The 14,287-nt window shown below is 46.2% G+C and carries 17 protein-coding genes and 1 tRNA gene; 5 read left to right on the top strand and 13 right to left on the bottom strand.

Annotation, left to right across the window (positions count from 1 at the left end; genetic code table 11):
- Positions 1-183: 183 nt before the first annotated feature.
- On the top strand, positions 184-1,497 hold the full coding sequence (locus tag NLX78_RS01415) for a transcriptional regulator (protein ID WP_254349428.1): 1,314 nt from the start codon (positions 184-186) through the stop codon (positions 1,495-1,497).
- Between the two features lie 67 nt (positions 1,498-1,564).
- Here the strand turns inward: NLX78_RS01415 and NLX78_RS01410 are convergent, their stop codons facing one another.
- The 3 genes from NLX78_RS01410 to NLX78_RS01400 all read right to left on the bottom strand — a co-directional run bounded on the left by NLX78_RS01410 (position 1,565) and on the right by NLX78_RS01400 (position 2,370).
- A complete protein-coding gene (locus NLX78_RS01410; protein ID WP_254349427.1) occupies positions 1,565-2,041 on the bottom strand; it encodes a LysR family transcriptional regulator substrate-binding protein in 477 nt (158 codons plus the stop codon).
- Between the two features lie 2 nt (positions 2,042-2,043).
- The gene (locus NLX78_RS01405) at positions 2,044-2,196 is read right to left on the bottom strand and encodes a hypothetical protein (RefSeq protein WP_254349426.1); all 153 of its coding nucleotides are present in this window, start codon (positions 2,194-2,196) and stop codon (positions 2,044-2,046) included.
- Between the two features lie 87 nt (positions 2,197-2,283).
- A tRNA-Leu gene (locus NLX78_RS01400) sits at positions 2,284-2,370 on the bottom strand.
- 221 nt (positions 2,371-2,591) lie between these two features.
- Between NLX78_RS01400 and NLX78_RS01395 the strand changes: the two genes are divergently transcribed.
- A complete protein-coding gene (locus tag NLX78_RS01395) occupies positions 2,592-3,128 on the top strand; it encodes a YhjD family protein (protein WP_250268021.1) in 537 nt (178 codons plus the stop codon).
- Positions 3,129-3,270: 142 nt separating this feature from the next.
- On the opposite strand, the gene NLX78_RS01390 is transcribed toward NLX78_RS01395, so the two are convergent.
- The 5 genes from NLX78_RS01390 to NLX78_RS01370 form a co-directional block, all read right to left on the bottom strand.
- Entirely contained in the window at positions 3,271-3,600 is a 330-nt protein-coding gene (locus NLX78_RS01390; protein WP_013309744.1) for a carboxymuconolactone decarboxylase family protein, read from the bottom strand.
- A 118-nt stretch (positions 3,601-3,718) separates the two neighbouring features.
- Positions 3,719-3,940: a hypothetical protein gene (locus tag NLX78_RS01385; RefSeq protein WP_061828588.1), complete on the bottom strand. Its 222-nt coding sequence runs from the start codon at positions 3,938-3,940 to the stop codon at positions 3,719-3,721.
- Positions 3,941-4,080: 140 nt separating this feature from the next.
- Complete coding sequence (locus tag NLX78_RS01380) at positions 4,081-4,425, bottom strand: hypothetical protein (RefSeq protein WP_007429850.1); 345 nt, start codon at positions 4,423-4,425, stop codon at positions 4,081-4,083.
- A gap of 101 nt (positions 4,426-4,526) precedes the next feature.
- A complete protein-coding gene (locus NLX78_RS01375) occupies positions 4,527-5,099 on the bottom strand; it encodes a xanthine phosphoribosyltransferase (RefSeq protein WP_254349425.1) in 573 nt (190 codons plus the stop codon).
- An 84-nt stretch (positions 5,100-5,183) separates the two neighbouring features.
- Positions 5,184-5,789, bottom strand: coding sequence for a DedA family protein (locus tag NLX78_RS01370; protein WP_235308041.1), 606 nt, complete (start codon positions 5,787-5,789; stop codon positions 5,184-5,186).
- A gap of 140 nt (positions 5,790-5,929) precedes the next feature.
- On the opposite strand from NLX78_RS01370, the gene NLX78_RS01365 reads away from it, so the two are divergent.
- Positions 5,930-7,036, top strand: a complete 1,107-nt coding sequence (locus tag NLX78_RS01365) for a YkvI family membrane protein (RefSeq protein ID WP_028542811.1) — start codon at positions 5,930-5,932, stop codon at positions 7,034-7,036.
- Here NLX78_RS01365 and NLX78_RS01360 read toward each other — a convergent pair.
- Positions 7,033-8,157, bottom strand: coding sequence for a glycosyltransferase family 4 protein (locus NLX78_RS01360; protein WP_235308040.1), 1,125 nt, complete (start codon positions 8,155-8,157; stop codon positions 7,033-7,035). The genes NLX78_RS01365 and NLX78_RS01360 overlap by 4 nt on opposite strands.
- A 205-nt stretch (positions 8,158-8,362) precedes the next feature.
- Between NLX78_RS01360 and NLX78_RS01355 the strand changes: the two genes are divergently transcribed.
- On the top strand, positions 8,363-9,544 hold the full coding sequence (locus tag NLX78_RS01355) for a GGDEF domain-containing protein (RefSeq protein WP_254349541.1): 1,182 nt from the start codon (positions 8,363-8,365) through the stop codon (positions 9,542-9,544).
- Positions 9,545-9,669: 125 nt separating this feature from the next.
- Here NLX78_RS01355 and NLX78_RS01350 read toward each other — a convergent pair whose 3' ends face one another.
- Together NLX78_RS01350 and NLX78_RS01345 are read right to left on the bottom strand one after the other, a co-directional pair.
- The gene (locus NLX78_RS01350; protein ID WP_254349424.1) at positions 9,670-10,452 is read right to left on the bottom strand and encodes a pseudouridine synthase; all 783 of its coding nucleotides are present in this window, start codon (positions 10,450-10,452) and stop codon (positions 9,670-9,672) included.
- On the bottom strand, positions 10,449-12,113 hold the full coding sequence (locus tag NLX78_RS01345; protein WP_250268906.1) for an RsmB/NOP family class I SAM-dependent RNA methyltransferase: 1,665 nt from the start codon (positions 12,111-12,113) through the stop codon (positions 10,449-10,451). Before NLX78_RS01345 ends, NLX78_RS01350 begins: the two co-directional genes overlap by 4 nt.
- A gap of 163 nt (positions 12,114-12,276) precedes the next feature.
- Here NLX78_RS01345 and NLX78_RS01340 point away from each other — a divergent pair, with 163 nt between their 5' ends.
- Complete coding sequence (locus NLX78_RS01340) at positions 12,277-12,804, top strand: thioredoxin family protein (RefSeq protein WP_013309735.1); 528 nt, start codon at positions 12,277-12,279, stop codon at positions 12,802-12,804.
- A gap of 83 nt (positions 12,805-12,887) precedes the next feature.
- Here NLX78_RS01340 and NLX78_RS01335 read toward each other — a convergent pair whose 3' ends face one another.
- Together NLX78_RS01335 and yjbM are read right to left on the bottom strand one after the other, a co-directional pair.
- Positions 12,888-13,457, bottom strand: a complete 570-nt coding sequence (locus tag NLX78_RS01335) for a DUF309 domain-containing protein (RefSeq protein WP_250268018.1) — start codon at positions 13,455-13,457, stop codon at positions 12,888-12,890.
- On the bottom strand, positions 13,458-14,270 hold the full coding sequence (gene yjbM / locus NLX78_RS01330; protein ID WP_023988035.1) for a GTP diphosphokinase: 813 nt from the start codon (positions 14,268-14,270) through the stop codon (positions 13,458-13,460). It abuts the gene before it with no gap.
- Positions 14,271-14,287: the final 17 nt, after the last annotated feature.

Genomic DNA, 14,287 nt, shown 5'->3' with positions numbered 1-14,287 from the left:
CATCCCCCCCTTTATATTTTAAGACTTTTTAAGAACGATTTTATCGTACTTTTAAAGGTATTCGATGTCAAGAGAAAATAAGACATTTTAAGAACACTATTTTGGAGGCTGCCGGAACATTGATATATCACAATTATTGTGATATAACTCTTTTGATTGAACTGTTTATGAAAGGAATCTACCATGAAAATCAAGCTGGGTATTATCACGCCTGAGACCCATATGGACTATTTCCGTGCCATTGAAGAAGAAATGCGGCCCTTATGTCAGTTCAGGTTTCTTACAATCAGCAACTTCCGGGAAACAACAGACATCTATCTCAAAAACTTAGGTTCGGTGGATGGATTTGTGATCAGTGGCAGGATGCTTTACGAGTCAATCGATAAGGAATGCCTGGATGAAAAAGTACCTGTTCACATTTTGCAGGATGATGAAAACCTACTTTATAGGGAACTTTTCCGGCTGCTGGTTACAGAACCTGGGCTTGATATATCCAGGATCTATGTGGATTATGCGTATATAATCGAGTCCTTCAGTGAATTCCAGCAATACCTTACTCATGAGGGAAAGCCCATTGACAGCGGAGATCTGCTCGAACGGGTGGAAACAATGCTCGACAACCATATCACTCTGTGGGAAGACAAGAAAATAGACCTGTCCATCACGGCGTTCGGCCACTTTGTTCCGGAACTCAAAAAGCACGGAGTCAGATATATCTTAATCCGGCCCACTTTGGAAAACGTTAAAGAGACCATAAGCGAGATCATCAACGAAATTACCATCCTCAAGCTTAAGAGCCAGAGGGCAGTTGTTGCATGCTTATCGGCCAAAACGGCGGAGTCGCCATCTGAAGAGCAGCTTCATGAGCTGAAAGTCCTTGTCGGCAGGTTTCTGCGCAGCGTGAATCTGGCAGACACGACCCAAATTTCAGAAGGCTTTGTCAGACTATACACCACCTACGGAAATTTCATGAAAATCACCTCTAACGCGCATAACTGCACCCTGCTGGAGTATCTGGAAGGATACATAAGCGACAAGGTGAAAATCGGGTGGGGCTCGGGGCATGAATATTTTCAAGCTAACGTCAACGCCACCAAAGCTCACAGACAGGCGGAAGCCTTTACGGGCAGCTGCAGCTTTTTTATAAACGAGGATCAAAAGGTTATCGGCCCAATGCGGAGTATGAATGTCATACAGTTCTCTGAACAGGGGGACCCGGAAATCATGGCGTTAGCCAAAACCATCGGAATAAACAACATCAATTTGCAAAAAATCATGTCCTATGCAGAAATCATGAGAACCAATAAATTATCCTCTGAGGATGTTGCTGAGTGCCTGTCCATGACCGTCAGAGGTGCAAACCGTATTCTTAACAAAATTGAAGAAAGTAAATACGTACAAACGGTATTTGAAAAACGGGACAACAGTAAAGGACGGCCCAAAAAATACTACGAGCTGTTGTTTCTGGACAAAGAAGGGCGCAAAATAAGCAGATGATACGCATTGGCAAAAAAGGCACATTTTCAAAACTGAAAACGTGCCTTTTTTGCACTTATTTACCAACTCAAATCATTTCCTGGTCGGACGACCAGCTCTGTACATGCTGCAGGAACCGCCGCGTTGCAGGGGAAGCATATTTCATCGAGTTGACCGCGATGCCAAGGGAACGGAAGCTGTGCTCCTCCAGCTCGAGCATGGCTACATGCTCATGCTGAAACCGGGTGACCAGCTCCGGTAGGATGCTGATGCCCAGGCCTTTCTCTACCATAGCTATGATCGCATAATCATCCCCAGCGGAGAACTTGATGTTCAGCTTTATCCCGGCCTTCTCCAGTACCCGCTGCACATCATAGTCCGAGCCGGGCTTCGGAATGATGAAGTCCTCGTAGGCGATCTGGGCCTGTGGCATATAAGTGGCTTTACTCAGCAGATGGTCGGTGGAGTGAGTCGACAGCATCCGGTCCCGCTTTACCTGCTGCTTGAGCTGCTCATTCCATTTCAGATTCTCCCGGATGGGCTGAAGAACCTGTTTCCCGTTCACCGTCAGCTACACCAGAACGGCTGCGCACGAGCAGCGGGAAGCCGAATTCTTGCTCCAGGCTGCTGATCGTATGGCTGATGCCGGATTACGTGAAGCCCAGCGCCTCCGCCGCCTTCGTCAGACTGGCCAGCTCCACCACGCCAGGAACACTTCATAATGAGCAATACCTTGCAAATTTCGAGTATGCAAAAAGCCCTTGAATCTCCTCGACAGGAAACTCAAGAGCTCGTTCATTGTTAAATTGGTGCGGTCGAGAGGACTCGAACCTCCACGGTATTGCTACCACACGGACCTGAACCGTGCGCGTCTGCCAATTCCGCCACGACCGCATATAAATTGTCGTTTATCCTCGAAAGATCAATCCTTCTTAGCGACAAGATAGATCATACCATGCTCATATCAAGATGTCAAACCTTTTATGTTCGTTAATTTCCTCTTGATAAAAAAGGAATAATAAACTAAAATAAGAACATAAGTTCTCGGGAACGAAGGTTCTTTTTTTCATTCGGTTATGAATTATCATCACATTTTCCTAAGGCGGTGAATGGTAATGATCTCTTTAGATACTACTCAGCATGAATGGTCTCTTGTGAAAAGTTATCTGCTCCTTACCTTTATTCAAAAAGTATTTGAGCGGGACAGCCTAATTCTTGAAGAAAGCGGTATGCTGAAAACCCCTGATCTTTATGTCGAAATGGTTAACGCAGGTGTAGATCGTACCGGGATCCTGCTGTCTGAAATAAAACATGAATTTAATAAATATCACATTCAAGTTCTGGACATACAACAAAACCACTCCGGCGTTCACGCCACCTATATAAGTAAAGGCAATAAAGAGCAGTTCAGTATGGCAATGCCAGCGTTCCGCAAAGAAATGTATGAGCGGATGCGAGCATATCTCGGGCTCTCAACCTCTATGCCCCATACAGCTGCCCTTCCTTTACTAGAGAAACATCGCCCCGAATTACCAAACAATTCAACATCCAAACCTCTACGCATCGTTGAACAAAGTTTGGTTACATCCTCTTTGGCTTATAAGCGTAAAACGTCTCGCCCTGCTGCTTTTGCCGCAAGCAGAAGAGCATAATCCCCGCACAACCAATACGCAAAAGAAAAAAGCTTCCGCAGACACCAACTGTGCTCGGAAGCTCCTTTCCATATTCATCATATATCCAAATCGATCTATAACCGCTATGACGAAGTATAAGCTCATCAATTAATGATTCGCCTTATTGCAACGCCTTCTGTACACGCGTTACCCCTTGGCTTAGAGCATGTCCTCCACCTACTGCTGCGGCTACAGCAATGGTCTCCATAATTTCCTGATCACTGGCTCCTTTGGACCGCGCCTCGTCCACGTGATAAAACGTGCATACTTCATTGTTGGCAAATAAGCCAATGCCTAGCGCAATCAGTTGCTTGGTTTTCTCATCTAGGCTGCCGGCTTGAAAGCACTCTCCGGTAAAGCGATGATATGCATGAACTACCTCGGGCAACTGATCTTCCAAATGACTGATTTGATCCTTGTATGCATGTACTTTTTCGTCCATAACCGTCATTGACACAGCACGTCCTCTCTGTTGGATTTTCCTTCATTACTGTGTCCGATTTAGAGTTTCTGTATGCCTAATGAATCACCCAGTTATTTTTATCCAACACCCATTTGAGAACCCATTCCTAATCCAGATCTATCGGATTGTGACGCGGCTCGCTGAACGACTGGTATGTATAGCTGCGATCCAATTTGACCACACGTCGATTCTGGCGACGAATAAGCACCTGTTCCTCATCCCATGCCAGTACAATGCCCACAACATCGTTGGACTCCAATCCATCGCGTACGACACGCACCTTTTCACCGGAGAGTCGATAAGCATCCAATTCTTCGTCCATAATCATCCTTGTCCCCTCCTTATTCACTTTTTTAACATAACGATCATGGTTCTATATACATGAAAAAAGTTTAAAAAGAGACCTAAACGAATCATTTAGGTCTCTTCTCTCTTACTACTTATATGGATTGCCAACAGAGCGACAAATTATCCCGACTGATTCACACTGTGATCATGTTCTTTTGTATCGTTCTTCTCATACCAGAAGTCCAGCACTTGTGCAGACAACACTCGCTGATCTACATACTCCACTTGGTGAGCAGTAAATTCTTCTTTCCAAGAGAAGGACAATTCTTCGCATAGGTTAACCAACGTCAACAACTCAGACCAGGCCACATAGCGTTTATACCAAAAAAACTGAGGATGTTCAATCATATAGGGATACAAATCGTCGAATTCCGTATGCTTACAATCCAAGGCACGCTCAAAGTGTACTTTAGCCGCTGCCAGTTTTTCCAGAAAAAACTGTTCGGTCAATTGTTCTTTCCCCATGTTGCTGCCTCCTCTCCAAAACCTTATCTATATTATAAGCGAAATTGAAGCTCATGCAAAGGTTATTATTAGAAATAAGGATCAGGAGTTTTGAATTGTTACTATTCAGCAAACTCAATCTTGCCGTCAGCTAACGACGAAATTTTGACCAATGACTCTACACGAATACCCTGCTCACGGATGGTTCTCGCTCCGGCCTGAAAGCTTTTTTCCACCGCGACACCAAATCCAACCAACTCCGCTCCAGAGCGTTGAATGATTTTAACCATACCTCGCGCCGCATCACCATTAGCAATAATATCATCAATGAACAGAACACGGTCATCTTCGTGAATAAATTGACGAGACAGCATAATATCCGTAACAATACCTTTTGTAAACGAAGGTACGCGTTCACACAGCGCGTCTGGATCAGCTAATAGGGTCTTTTTACGACGAGCAAATACCAACGGTACACCCAATTCCAATGCTGTCGCAAACCCGATGGCAATGCCTGAGGACTCCACGGTCACTACTCTGGTAATCTTCTCTTCTCGGAAACGTGCTGCGAACTCTCGTCCCATTACCATTGTCAGTTCTGGATCAACCTGGTGATTAAGCAAACCATCCAGCTTCAGCACCTGATCTGATGCAATCACGCCTTCATTTAAAATTCGTTTCTTTAATACTTCCATTACATGACCTCCCACGGCAATCCTATGCGGTAAAAGTACCATACTTCACCCGCCGCTTTCAAGCTATAGCTGCTTTCCATGCGGTCATGTGACATTTTTTTTACGCTTGTTCCAGAACCATGCAGTGATTCCTCCCGCAACGATTAAAAGAATAACGACCAGCCCTACCTGATGCGTCACCTTCTCCATTAGTTTCGCCACCTGCTCCCAATGCATGCCCACCGCATGTCCAATCCCCAAAAATGTACCGCACCACAGCAAAGCTCCTGCTGATGCATAACTGATATAGCGGAAAACGCCTAAACGGGTTGTACCTGCCAGATATGAGGATACATGTCTCAAGCCGGGGACAAAATATCCAAACAGGATTCCCCAGGTACCATAGCGCCCAAACCAATTTTCAGAAGAGGCAATCCTAGAAGGCGTAAGCCTCACCCATTTTCCGTATCGATGCAAAAGTGGTTTGCCCAGCAGACGCCCCAGTGTGTAGCTAAGCATCATACCCGTCATACTACCGAAAAATGTGACTGCCAGTGCAGCAATGAAGTTGTAGTGCCCTTGAGACACGAGCCCGCCGAAGGCGATCATTAGCACTTCGTCGGGTATCGGCATACCCGCTACTCCAAGTGCAAGCAAGCCGAACATTGCCAAATATCCGTATTCCAGTATCCATGCAAGGATTTGACCCATAAATTACGCTCCCGTCAAGCTATTCATTAATTCACTTTAATTATTTTCAGTCTCATCCAGTCATGTCCTATTTCAGTTGAACATAGTTTGTATTATATGCTCGCTGCAGCGTTATTCAAGCAGGCAAGGAGGGACTGGGGATGAAACGTAATATTCATGTTTTTCAAATTGCTTTTACATACATCGGTACAATCGTCGGTGCCGGATTTGCTACCGGACAAGAAATTCTGCAATTTTTTACGCAGTATGGTCGTTGGGCTACACTCACTATTATGCTATCCACAATCATATTTGTATGGTTGGGTACGAAAATGATGCTGATCGCTCATGACATTTCAGCCAAATCCTACGAGGACCTGAACAAACATCTTTTTGGTGCCAATGCCGGGAAATGGATTAGCTGGTTCACACTCATCGTGCTGATTGGCGTAAACAGCGTCATGTTGGCAGGAGCCGGCTCTGTTTTTGTAGAGCACCTTCACCTGCATTACCAAACCGGACTGCTTATTACACTGATTGGTACTTATTTGCTGCTAAGTAAAGGCATTAAAGCCATCTTGCACATGAACACCGTAGTTGTCCCTTTGATGATCATTATGTCTCTTCTGCTCGTTCACAGCACGCTCTCCATGCCCAATCCTCAGAGTTTTATTACGAATACGACAGATCACAGTACATTTCGAACCTTGCTCTCTCCACTGCTGTACACGTCCTTCAACCTAACTATGGCCCAAGCCGTGCTTGTACCACTTGGCAGCCAAACCTTTTCCCGAAGAACCATCCGCTGGGGCGGAGTTTTGGGCGGAGTTGGTGTCGGGTTTATGCTGATGGCTGCACACTTTGCCATGTCAGCACATATGCCGGGTATTCAGCAATTTGAAATCCCTATGGGAAGCATTGCTTACCGTCTGGGTGCCTTTGTCGAAATCATATACATTCTACTCATTTTCATGGAAATCTTCAGTACCTTTGTAGCCGACATTTATGGAGTCAGTCTGCAAATTCGTCAGCATGTCCAAATTTCGCCCAAGCTCATCACACTATTCATTATGCTCACCTGTTTTTTAATCAGTCAGTTCGGCTTCAGTTCACTGTTATCTGTCCTTTATCCTATTTTCGGAATGCTCAGTCTGATGTGGGTTAGTAAACTGATCATAGCAGGACGCAGGAGACCTTTTCGTTCCTCACGTCCTCGCTCCAGCTTTCGGCATTCCGATTCCAAACCAGGTGGTACTCGTCATGGTTAATGTGGAAATTTCAAATACATTTTCTTCAACTCGTTAACCGCCCGACTTAAAGAATAGCTTGATTTAGCTTTATCGCAGGCAGATCTAGCCAGCTCATAACGATAGGCAGGGTCAGCAATGACCTTTTCTAATGCGTCTGCCAGTGCCCTCGGATTGTCGGGTGGCACGAGCAGACCATTTACCCCATCTTCAATCTGCTCCGGTATTCCTCCCACTTCTGTACCTACCAATGCCAGACAACTCAACGCTGCTTCCGCAAATACCGAACCAAAGGCCTCCGCCCGAGAAGGCAAGACAAATACATCAAAGAAAGGCATAAACTCTTCTGGATGAAGGGTATATCCATAAAAAATCGTCTCATGGTATATATCGAGCTGTCGCGCCATCTCTTCCAGCTCAGGGCGAACCGGGCCGTCTCCAATAATATGAAGCACAAAATCCAGATTTCTTTTTTTAAGTTCAGCACAGGCCCGCAATAAAATATCCAGTCCTTTCGCCGGAACAAGGCGACAAACGGTTATGAGCTGTGTCACTTCATTTTCGTGTGGAATGGGTTTGAAGCGCTTCTCATCATATCCATTCGGAATGACTGCAATGTCTTGTGGATTCTGAACGTAAGGAGTTAAGTAATGCTGAAAAGAATGAGATACCGCTATCAGGCGATCCGCCTTCTGCTCCATTTCCCCGTACAGTGACACCAAGAATTGGTGTTCAGGCCCGTTCTCCTCTATTTTCCCGTTTAGAATTAACTCCTTCTCATAGGAAGAGTGAATCGTCTGTACGAGCGGAATGTCAGGAAAAACAGTTTTCATGGCGATTCCCGCAATCGGATGATGAGCATGAATGAGGTCATAGGGCTTCTGAATACGAAGCCGGGTCCACCATAAATAGTCACGGTACGTCTGAATATATTTTTGAACGATTGGATATTGTTCATATCTCGTCCAGTCAAAGGTGTCAAAAGTTACTTCGTCCCTACCCTTGTTACGAATCCGTTTAGGGATTGAAAATAGCTCCATTTCCCAACGGGGGGATGTAAATCGCTCTTGCAGATATGGAATCATGGATGAAACGCCTCCCGGTTGCTCGGGTGGGAAAAAGAGAGCCTGTAACAATTTCATGACGTGCTTCCCCTTTCAAGCATTAAACTGCCGGATCACAGATTGTATGTATAGGTTTCCGGATTTTCTGAAAGATGATATATTGAGAATAAATGTTAGTCACAAAAGAAAATTATAACATTTTAAATAGGATAAATCCTGTCTATTGTATCGGAACGATATCAACCGTTCAATAGATTGACTATTTTTGCAAATGGAGTCGGTGATGTTGACGTTGTTGTCCTTATCGGGAACCTTGGGTTTCCCATCTCTGGCCGGGGCCGTAAGTGCAGCCTGCGGTTTGTATATTATACTCATGATGGCACTGATGTGCGTGATCATATATAGCAGACAACGAAAAAAAGCCTATATCCTTTTTTCGGTTGCCGCTATTATTATTATGACATATGAAGCCATGAATCTCTATTCAGCAGGCGCAGGCAAGATGCAACTCCAAGGAATCGTGTGGAAAAATGTGCTGGAGGCGTCTGCCTTCGTGCTCATCAATGCCGCCGTATTTCAACTCTACCGGAAGCTGAAACGCTTGCAGACATGGACCTTGCTGCTGCTGGGTGCGTTATTGATATTGCCGGTTATTGCCTGGACTGCAGGTTTGTTGCCCGCTTGGATCAGCGCAGCGAAACTGGTTGGGTTCACTCTGTTTTATCGAGTACTGGTACTTATACTGGGCCTTGTGTTCATCACCCCACGAATCGGACAGCCAAAGAAGTATGTAGCGGGCTTATTCATGTATTTGCTCTGGCTTGGCTATTTGTGGCTGCGAAATGACATCCCTGAAGAAGCTGGAAGATCAAACACAGTCCTATATATGTCATTTTTACCATTGCTGTACTACACTACGTTATTCCTCATCCTGTTTGAACGGATTGTGGAGCTGCTCCAAAGGATTTACCGTTCTTCCATCACCGATGGCCTGACAGGGCTATATAACCGTAAATATTTTTCGGGACGACTACGGCGATATATGGAACAAGGAATCCGCGTGTCGGTCATTTTTTGCGATATTGACAATTTCAAAAAGTTGAATGATACGCAGGGCCATGCTCGTGCGGATGAAGTACTCAAACAGGTGGCACAGATTATGGAGGATGAACTGGATGAAATCGGACTGACCGGACGATACGGTGGCGAGGAACTGGTCGCAATGGTTGTGGATCGACGTGCCAAGGTTGGACATGTTGCAGAACGTATCCGCCAGCGGGTCGCGGAAGAAAGCATTGTCACCATCAGTGTCGGACACAGTACAGTGAAGAAGGAAATGAACCCGGATGAACTAGTCAAGCAGGCCGATCAAGCGATGTACATATCCAAAACGACAGGTAAAAACAAGGTTACAGCTTATACAGCAGCCGAAGTGAAAAAGAGTCGGGCAGCACGCGCACAATAATTCGTAAACTGCGATTCAGTGTTGAACGTTGAGTTTGAATAATTCTCTGTCTGGTTGTCTATATCATAAAATGACGCACAGGAATCTCATAAGAGCCTGTGCGTCATTTATATTTAATCTGCCCATCAAACTTCTGACGTTGCAGATGCTATATCCCGGCCGATCCATGCCAATTCTTCGCTAGTCAGCTCTCGATAGCTGCCCATCGGAAGCTGTTCATCCAGCTTCAATGGGCCCATGGCCGTTCTTTTTAAATAGGTCACCTTTTTACCAACCGCCTCGAACATACGCTTTACTTGATGAAACTTCCCCTCATGGATTACAAGTGAAATATAAGAAATGACTTCCCCATCTGCCTGGAGCGGATGTTCATGGCGAAGAATGGTCAACTGTGCAGGAAGGGTAACATACCCATCATCCAGTTCCACTCCTGCTGTAAATTGATGAATATCCTCCTCCGTGACATGACCCGATACGGTAGCCTCATATGTTTTAGGGACATGCCGCCGTGGAGAAAGTAGTTCGTGCGCTAGCTTACCATCGTTGGTCAACAACAATAGCCCTTCTGTATCTTTGTCTAAGCGTCCAACTGGAAAAGGCTCAAAGTGTCGTTCCTCCGCGCTCAGCAAATCCAGCACCGTCCGCTCCCTTGTATCTTCGGTTGCAGATATAACGCCCGGTGGCTTGTGCAGCATGATGTAAATATACTCCCGAAAAACAACACGTTCCCCGTTCACTTCAATCTGATCCTGGTATGGATGAACCTGTAAGCCGCTATCCTTGGTGATCCTCCCGTTTACCGTGATCATCCCTTGCTTCACCTGTCGCTTGATATCACTACGGGAGCCATATCCCATATGGGTCAAAACTTTATCCAAACGTTGCGTTTGTCTCCCTTTTCCACTCATACCGATGTCCACCTCCAACCTGTAGGGTATTCATTTTTGAGCATGCCGTCCTGCCATTTGCCCCACCCAGCCGAATAACCATCAATGCACACGAGAGTATAGCCTTTGGGCTGGACTTCGTTCCGCAGTGCCATTCTCTCAACGGGGATGGACAAGGTCTCCCCTTTTAAATACCGGATGGCCTCAGCATCTGAACTGGAGAGATTAATGCTTCTAGCCGCCTCTGAAGGGCGTAATGCCACCGCCAGCGGGTGTGAGGGCACAAAGCGACCATTCTTGTCGGTACCCATAAACCAGCCTGGTCGCACCACCTTAAGGCCGTCCAAACGATGTGATGCCAATGGCGACTGATAAATACGATCTCCATAGACCACCGTATAGCCTGTAAAGGACACCTCCAGCTGATCCTTCACAAATTGGTGATAGGACTCCAGCACATCTTGTGGGGAGCGTGCAGCGGATTTTACATTCTCTTTACCAGAACGAGACTTATTGCCACCCAAGCCGCGCGCGGACTTTCCTTTACCGGACTTCCCGTCCATTCCTTTTCCACTTCGTTTAGGCTCACCAGTCGCATGTCTTCCTTGACCGCTTGGCGTCAGTGCTTCCTTGACGGACAAAAACTGCTTCTTCCGTGGATACGCTGCATCTATGTTCAATGCCCTGTCATTCTTGCCCTCAAATGGAGTCAAATCCCCGGATTCAGTGTGATCTTCAGTCCCAGTGACACGACCACCTTGGTGTTGCAACACAGCGATAAAATGGCCTTCACCCTCTACGAGATGCGGCCAAAGGCGTGCTGTTCCCCGCAGTTCGGGGTGTGATGCCGAGACCTCTTCACTCATCCATTCCGGGTGGCCTGGTGCAAAACCTGCTTCCGATGGAACAGGGACTACGTCAAAATCGGGATGAGCCTCCAGAAATTCTGCGATCATTCCTTCATTTTCTTCTGGTGCAAAGGTGCAAGTCGAATAGACAATTCTCCCTCCTGTGCTCAGCATCGAGGCCGCTACACGCAAAATGTCCCGTTGCATGACTACACATTTATCCACCGAATGCGTTTCCCATTGTTTTGCCATATCCTCATCTTTGCGGAACATACCTTCTCCCGAGCAAGGTGCGTCAATTAGTATCTTGTCAAAAAAATGAGGAAAGGCATCGGCGATTCGATCCGGGCTTTCATTCAGTACCACGGCATTACGCACACCGTACAATTCCACATTTTTAGCCAACGCTTTGGTTCGGTCCGCGCTAATATCATTGGTCACCAATACGCCGCTTCCTTGTAGTTTGGCAGCTATTTGGGTCGATTTCCCGCCCGGTGCGGCGCACAAGTCCAATACAGCTTCATCTTGAGCTACATTGAGCAGTTCAACCGGAGACATTGCACTCGGTTCCTGTATATAGTACAGTCCCGCATGGTAGTAAGGATGTAACCCCGGCTTCGTACCGTGAGGAATGTAAAAACCCGTGGCACACCATGGAATCGGCCGCAGTTCGAACGGAGAACGTTCCTTAAAGTCCTCCACCGGAATTTTTAACGTATTGACGCGAATCCCGGCATGGGGCGTGTGGTCATAGGCGGTCATAAATGCTTCAAATTCGTCGCCGAGCAGTTGCTCCATGCGCTTTACAAATGCTGTGGGGAGCTGTACACCCATAATCGTAATCATCCTGTCCTTTTAAAATAAATTTTATTGTACCATATTCAACCTGTTATCCTGCAATATCGGTGTGATTTACAAACTTTCACTACAATCTGTAATGTTGTATAATAATGAGATTCATAGCTACATATTTTGAATTTTGATAGGAGAGATTGCATTGAACGCACAAAAATCCAACAAAAAAAAGCTTATACCTGTCATCGGCTTTTTTGTTGTGCTGGTCATTTTGCTTGGAGTACTGCTCGCTTTAAATTCAGGCACTAAAAACAAGCTGTATGGCGTTTCCACAGCCTCGTTAAATCCTGCTACTCAAGAGCTGCTAAATGACCCGAACTATCAGCAAATTATTAAGCCGGAAGATCTACAGAGTAAAATTGACAAAAAGGAAAACTTCTTCGTCTATCATTTCGCGTCCGACTGTGTGCATTGCCGCGCCACTACCCCTAAGCTCTTGCCTTTGAGCAAGCAGGAGAACATTACGATGCACGAATTTAATCTGCGTGAGTATGAGGATGGCTGGGACAAGTATAAGATTGAGTATACCCCTACGCTCATTTATTACGAAAAAGGCGTGGAAAAGGAACGTATGGTAGGCGGGTTGAAGGAAAGTCCTTCGGACAATGGGTACACACTCGACGATTTCAAAGCCTTCTTTGAGAAATATAAAAAGAACGTAACCTCCTAGTCAAACGTTCACACACCTGAAACGATAAAGCAGCCCGATCCTTATAAACGGATCGGGCTGCTTGCTTATCATGCGCTTCAAACTCAAGGCGCATCCTTCGTTTCCGCCGAGACAGAGCCTGAGCCTCCAGTTGCCTGTCTTCGCCTAATTGAAGCTGCCAGCGCCTGCTGACGCTGCTCATGCTTTTCCCCACGCCGAGGACCTCTCTGCTGCGGGATGTTGACTGGAATGGACGACGATGCCTTCTCCACGGCCCGGCGCAGCCCGGGCTCGACGATTTCTATCGTCAAATCCCGATAAACCGGCGGTTGGTGCTGAAGCTCTTCCGTACCGGTCATAACTGCTTCAGCAAGCTGACGGGCGCAAACGCGCGCCTCGTCCACCAGCTTCGCCATATTAATGCCCAGCGCCTGCGAAGGAGCATGCTCCAGCCTGTGGACCGCACTATTCAGCATCATATGTCCACCACGATAGTTACCATTCCGGAAATGATACAGTCCTACAGCAACTTGCAGCAAGCCTTTATATACAGGGTCACGGTCCAGCTTAAGCCACAGCTCTTCCAGTACCTCATGACATTCAAAGTAATCCCGATCCCGATTGAAGTATACCAAATAAGTCACGTACAGCGGTTCGTAGGAAAGGTTTTCCATTTAATACTCATCCCTGTCTTCTTCCTTGGTAGAGGCTTCTAGCATCTCTTTGACCTCATCGTGAAGCAGCTTGATTCCTTCCATGTCGTGCCGTTCCCACAGTTCATTAAATCTGCGCTGCGCATCAATCGTTTCACTGATCTTATGGTAGAAATACAGCCGGTGCATACCTGTTAGCACTTTAGAAACGATATTGGCTTCATCCTCGAACTTTTTCTGCGCTTCCAATATTTCAAGACGCATAGAAGACATCTCATTATCCAATACAAAGGCTGCCTCAGCTGCCTTTTTCAATCGTGTGCGCATATTATCAGGCAAGCTTTCACGATACTTATAGCTAAGAGAATGCTCTATGGTTGCCCAAAAATTCATAGCCAAAGTACGGATTTGAATTTCTGCCAGCACAATCTTCAGCCCCACTGCTGTTTGAACCGGATACTCCACAATCATATGAAAGCTGCGATAGCCGCTGTCTTTATAATTGGTGATATAGTCCTTTTCATACAGTACGGTCAAATCCTTACGTCTTCTGATATATTCGGCCACCCGCCGAATATCCTCTACAAATTGACACATAATGCGAATGCCTGCAATATCCTCGATTCCCGTCTCCAGCTGATCAGAAGGAACCTGTAATCTCTTTGCCTTATCGAGGATGCTTGATATTTTTTTAACCCGTCCGGTTACGAATTCGATAGGAGCGTATTCCTCGCGCTTTTTCAGCTCCGCACGCATTGTTTTGAACTTGACCTTAAGCTCTTCCACCGCCTGATCGTATGGCAGTAAAAATGTTCCCCAGTCTCTTCCGTCCATCCCCGTACCTCCTGTCT

Source organism: Paenibacillus sp. Lou8.1, assembly GCF_024213565.1.
Classification (GTDB): domain Bacteria; phylum Bacillota; class Bacilli; order Paenibacillales; family Paenibacillaceae; genus Paenibacillus; species Paenibacillus polymyxa_B.
This window is presented reverse-complemented; position numbering and strand designations above follow the sequence as displayed.

Excerpts from the sequence above, each read along its gene's own strand:
- NLX78_RS01415 (WP_254349428.1), top strand. The coding sequence starts at position 184 with ATGAAAATCAAGCTGGGTATTATCACGCCTGAGACCCATATGGACTAT.
- NLX78_RS01405 (WP_254349426.1), bottom strand. The coding sequence starts at position 2,196 with ATGAAGTGTTCCTGGCGTGGTGGAGCTGGCCAGTCTGACGAAGGCGGC.
- NLX78_RS01395 (WP_250268021.1), top strand. The coding sequence starts at position 2,592 with ATGATCTCTTTAGATACTACTCAGCATGAATGGTCTCTTGTGAAAAGT.
- NLX78_RS01390 (WP_013309744.1), bottom strand. The coding sequence starts at position 3,600 with ATGACGGTTATGGACGAAAAAGTACATGCATACAAGGATCAAATCAGT.
- NLX78_RS01385 (WP_061828588.1), bottom strand. The coding sequence starts at position 3,940 with ATGATTATGGACGAAGAATTGGATGCTTATCGACTCTCCGGTGAAAAG.
- NLX78_RS01380 (WP_007429850.1), bottom strand. The coding sequence starts at position 4,425 with ATGGGGAAAGAACAATTGACCGAACAGTTTTTTCTGGAAAAACTGGCA.
- NLX78_RS01375 (WP_254349425.1), bottom strand. The coding sequence starts at position 5,099 with ATGGAAGTATTAAAGAAACGAATTTTAAATGAAGGCGTGATTGCATCA.
- NLX78_RS01370 (WP_235308041.1), bottom strand. The coding sequence starts at position 5,789 with ATGGGTCAAATCCTTGCATGGATACTGGAATACGGATATTTGGCAATG.
- NLX78_RS01365 (WP_028542811.1), top strand. The coding sequence starts at position 5,930 with ATGAAACGTAATATTCATGTTTTTCAAATTGCTTTTACATACATCGGT.
- NLX78_RS01360 (WP_235308040.1), bottom strand. The coding sequence starts at position 8,157 with ATGAAATTGTTACAGGCTCTCTTTTTCCCACCCGAGCAACCGGGAGGC.
- NLX78_RS01355 (WP_254349541.1), top strand. The coding sequence starts at position 8,363 with ATGTTGACGTTGTTGTCCTTATCGGGAACCTTGGGTTTCCCATCTCTG.
- NLX78_RS01350 (WP_254349424.1), bottom strand. The coding sequence starts at position 10,452 with ATGAGTGGAAAAGGGAGACAAACGCAACGTTTGGATAAAGTTTTGACC.
- NLX78_RS01345 (WP_250268906.1), bottom strand. The coding sequence starts at position 12,113 with ATGGGTGTACAGCTCCCCACAGCATTTGTAAAGCGCATGGAGCAACTG.
- NLX78_RS01335 (WP_250268018.1), bottom strand. The coding sequence starts at position 13,457 with ATGGAAAACCTTTCCTACGAACCGCTGTACGTGACTTATTTGGTATAC.
- yjbM (WP_023988035.1), bottom strand. The coding sequence starts at position 14,270 with ATGGACGGAAGAGACTGGGGAACATTTTTACTGCCATACGATCAGGCG.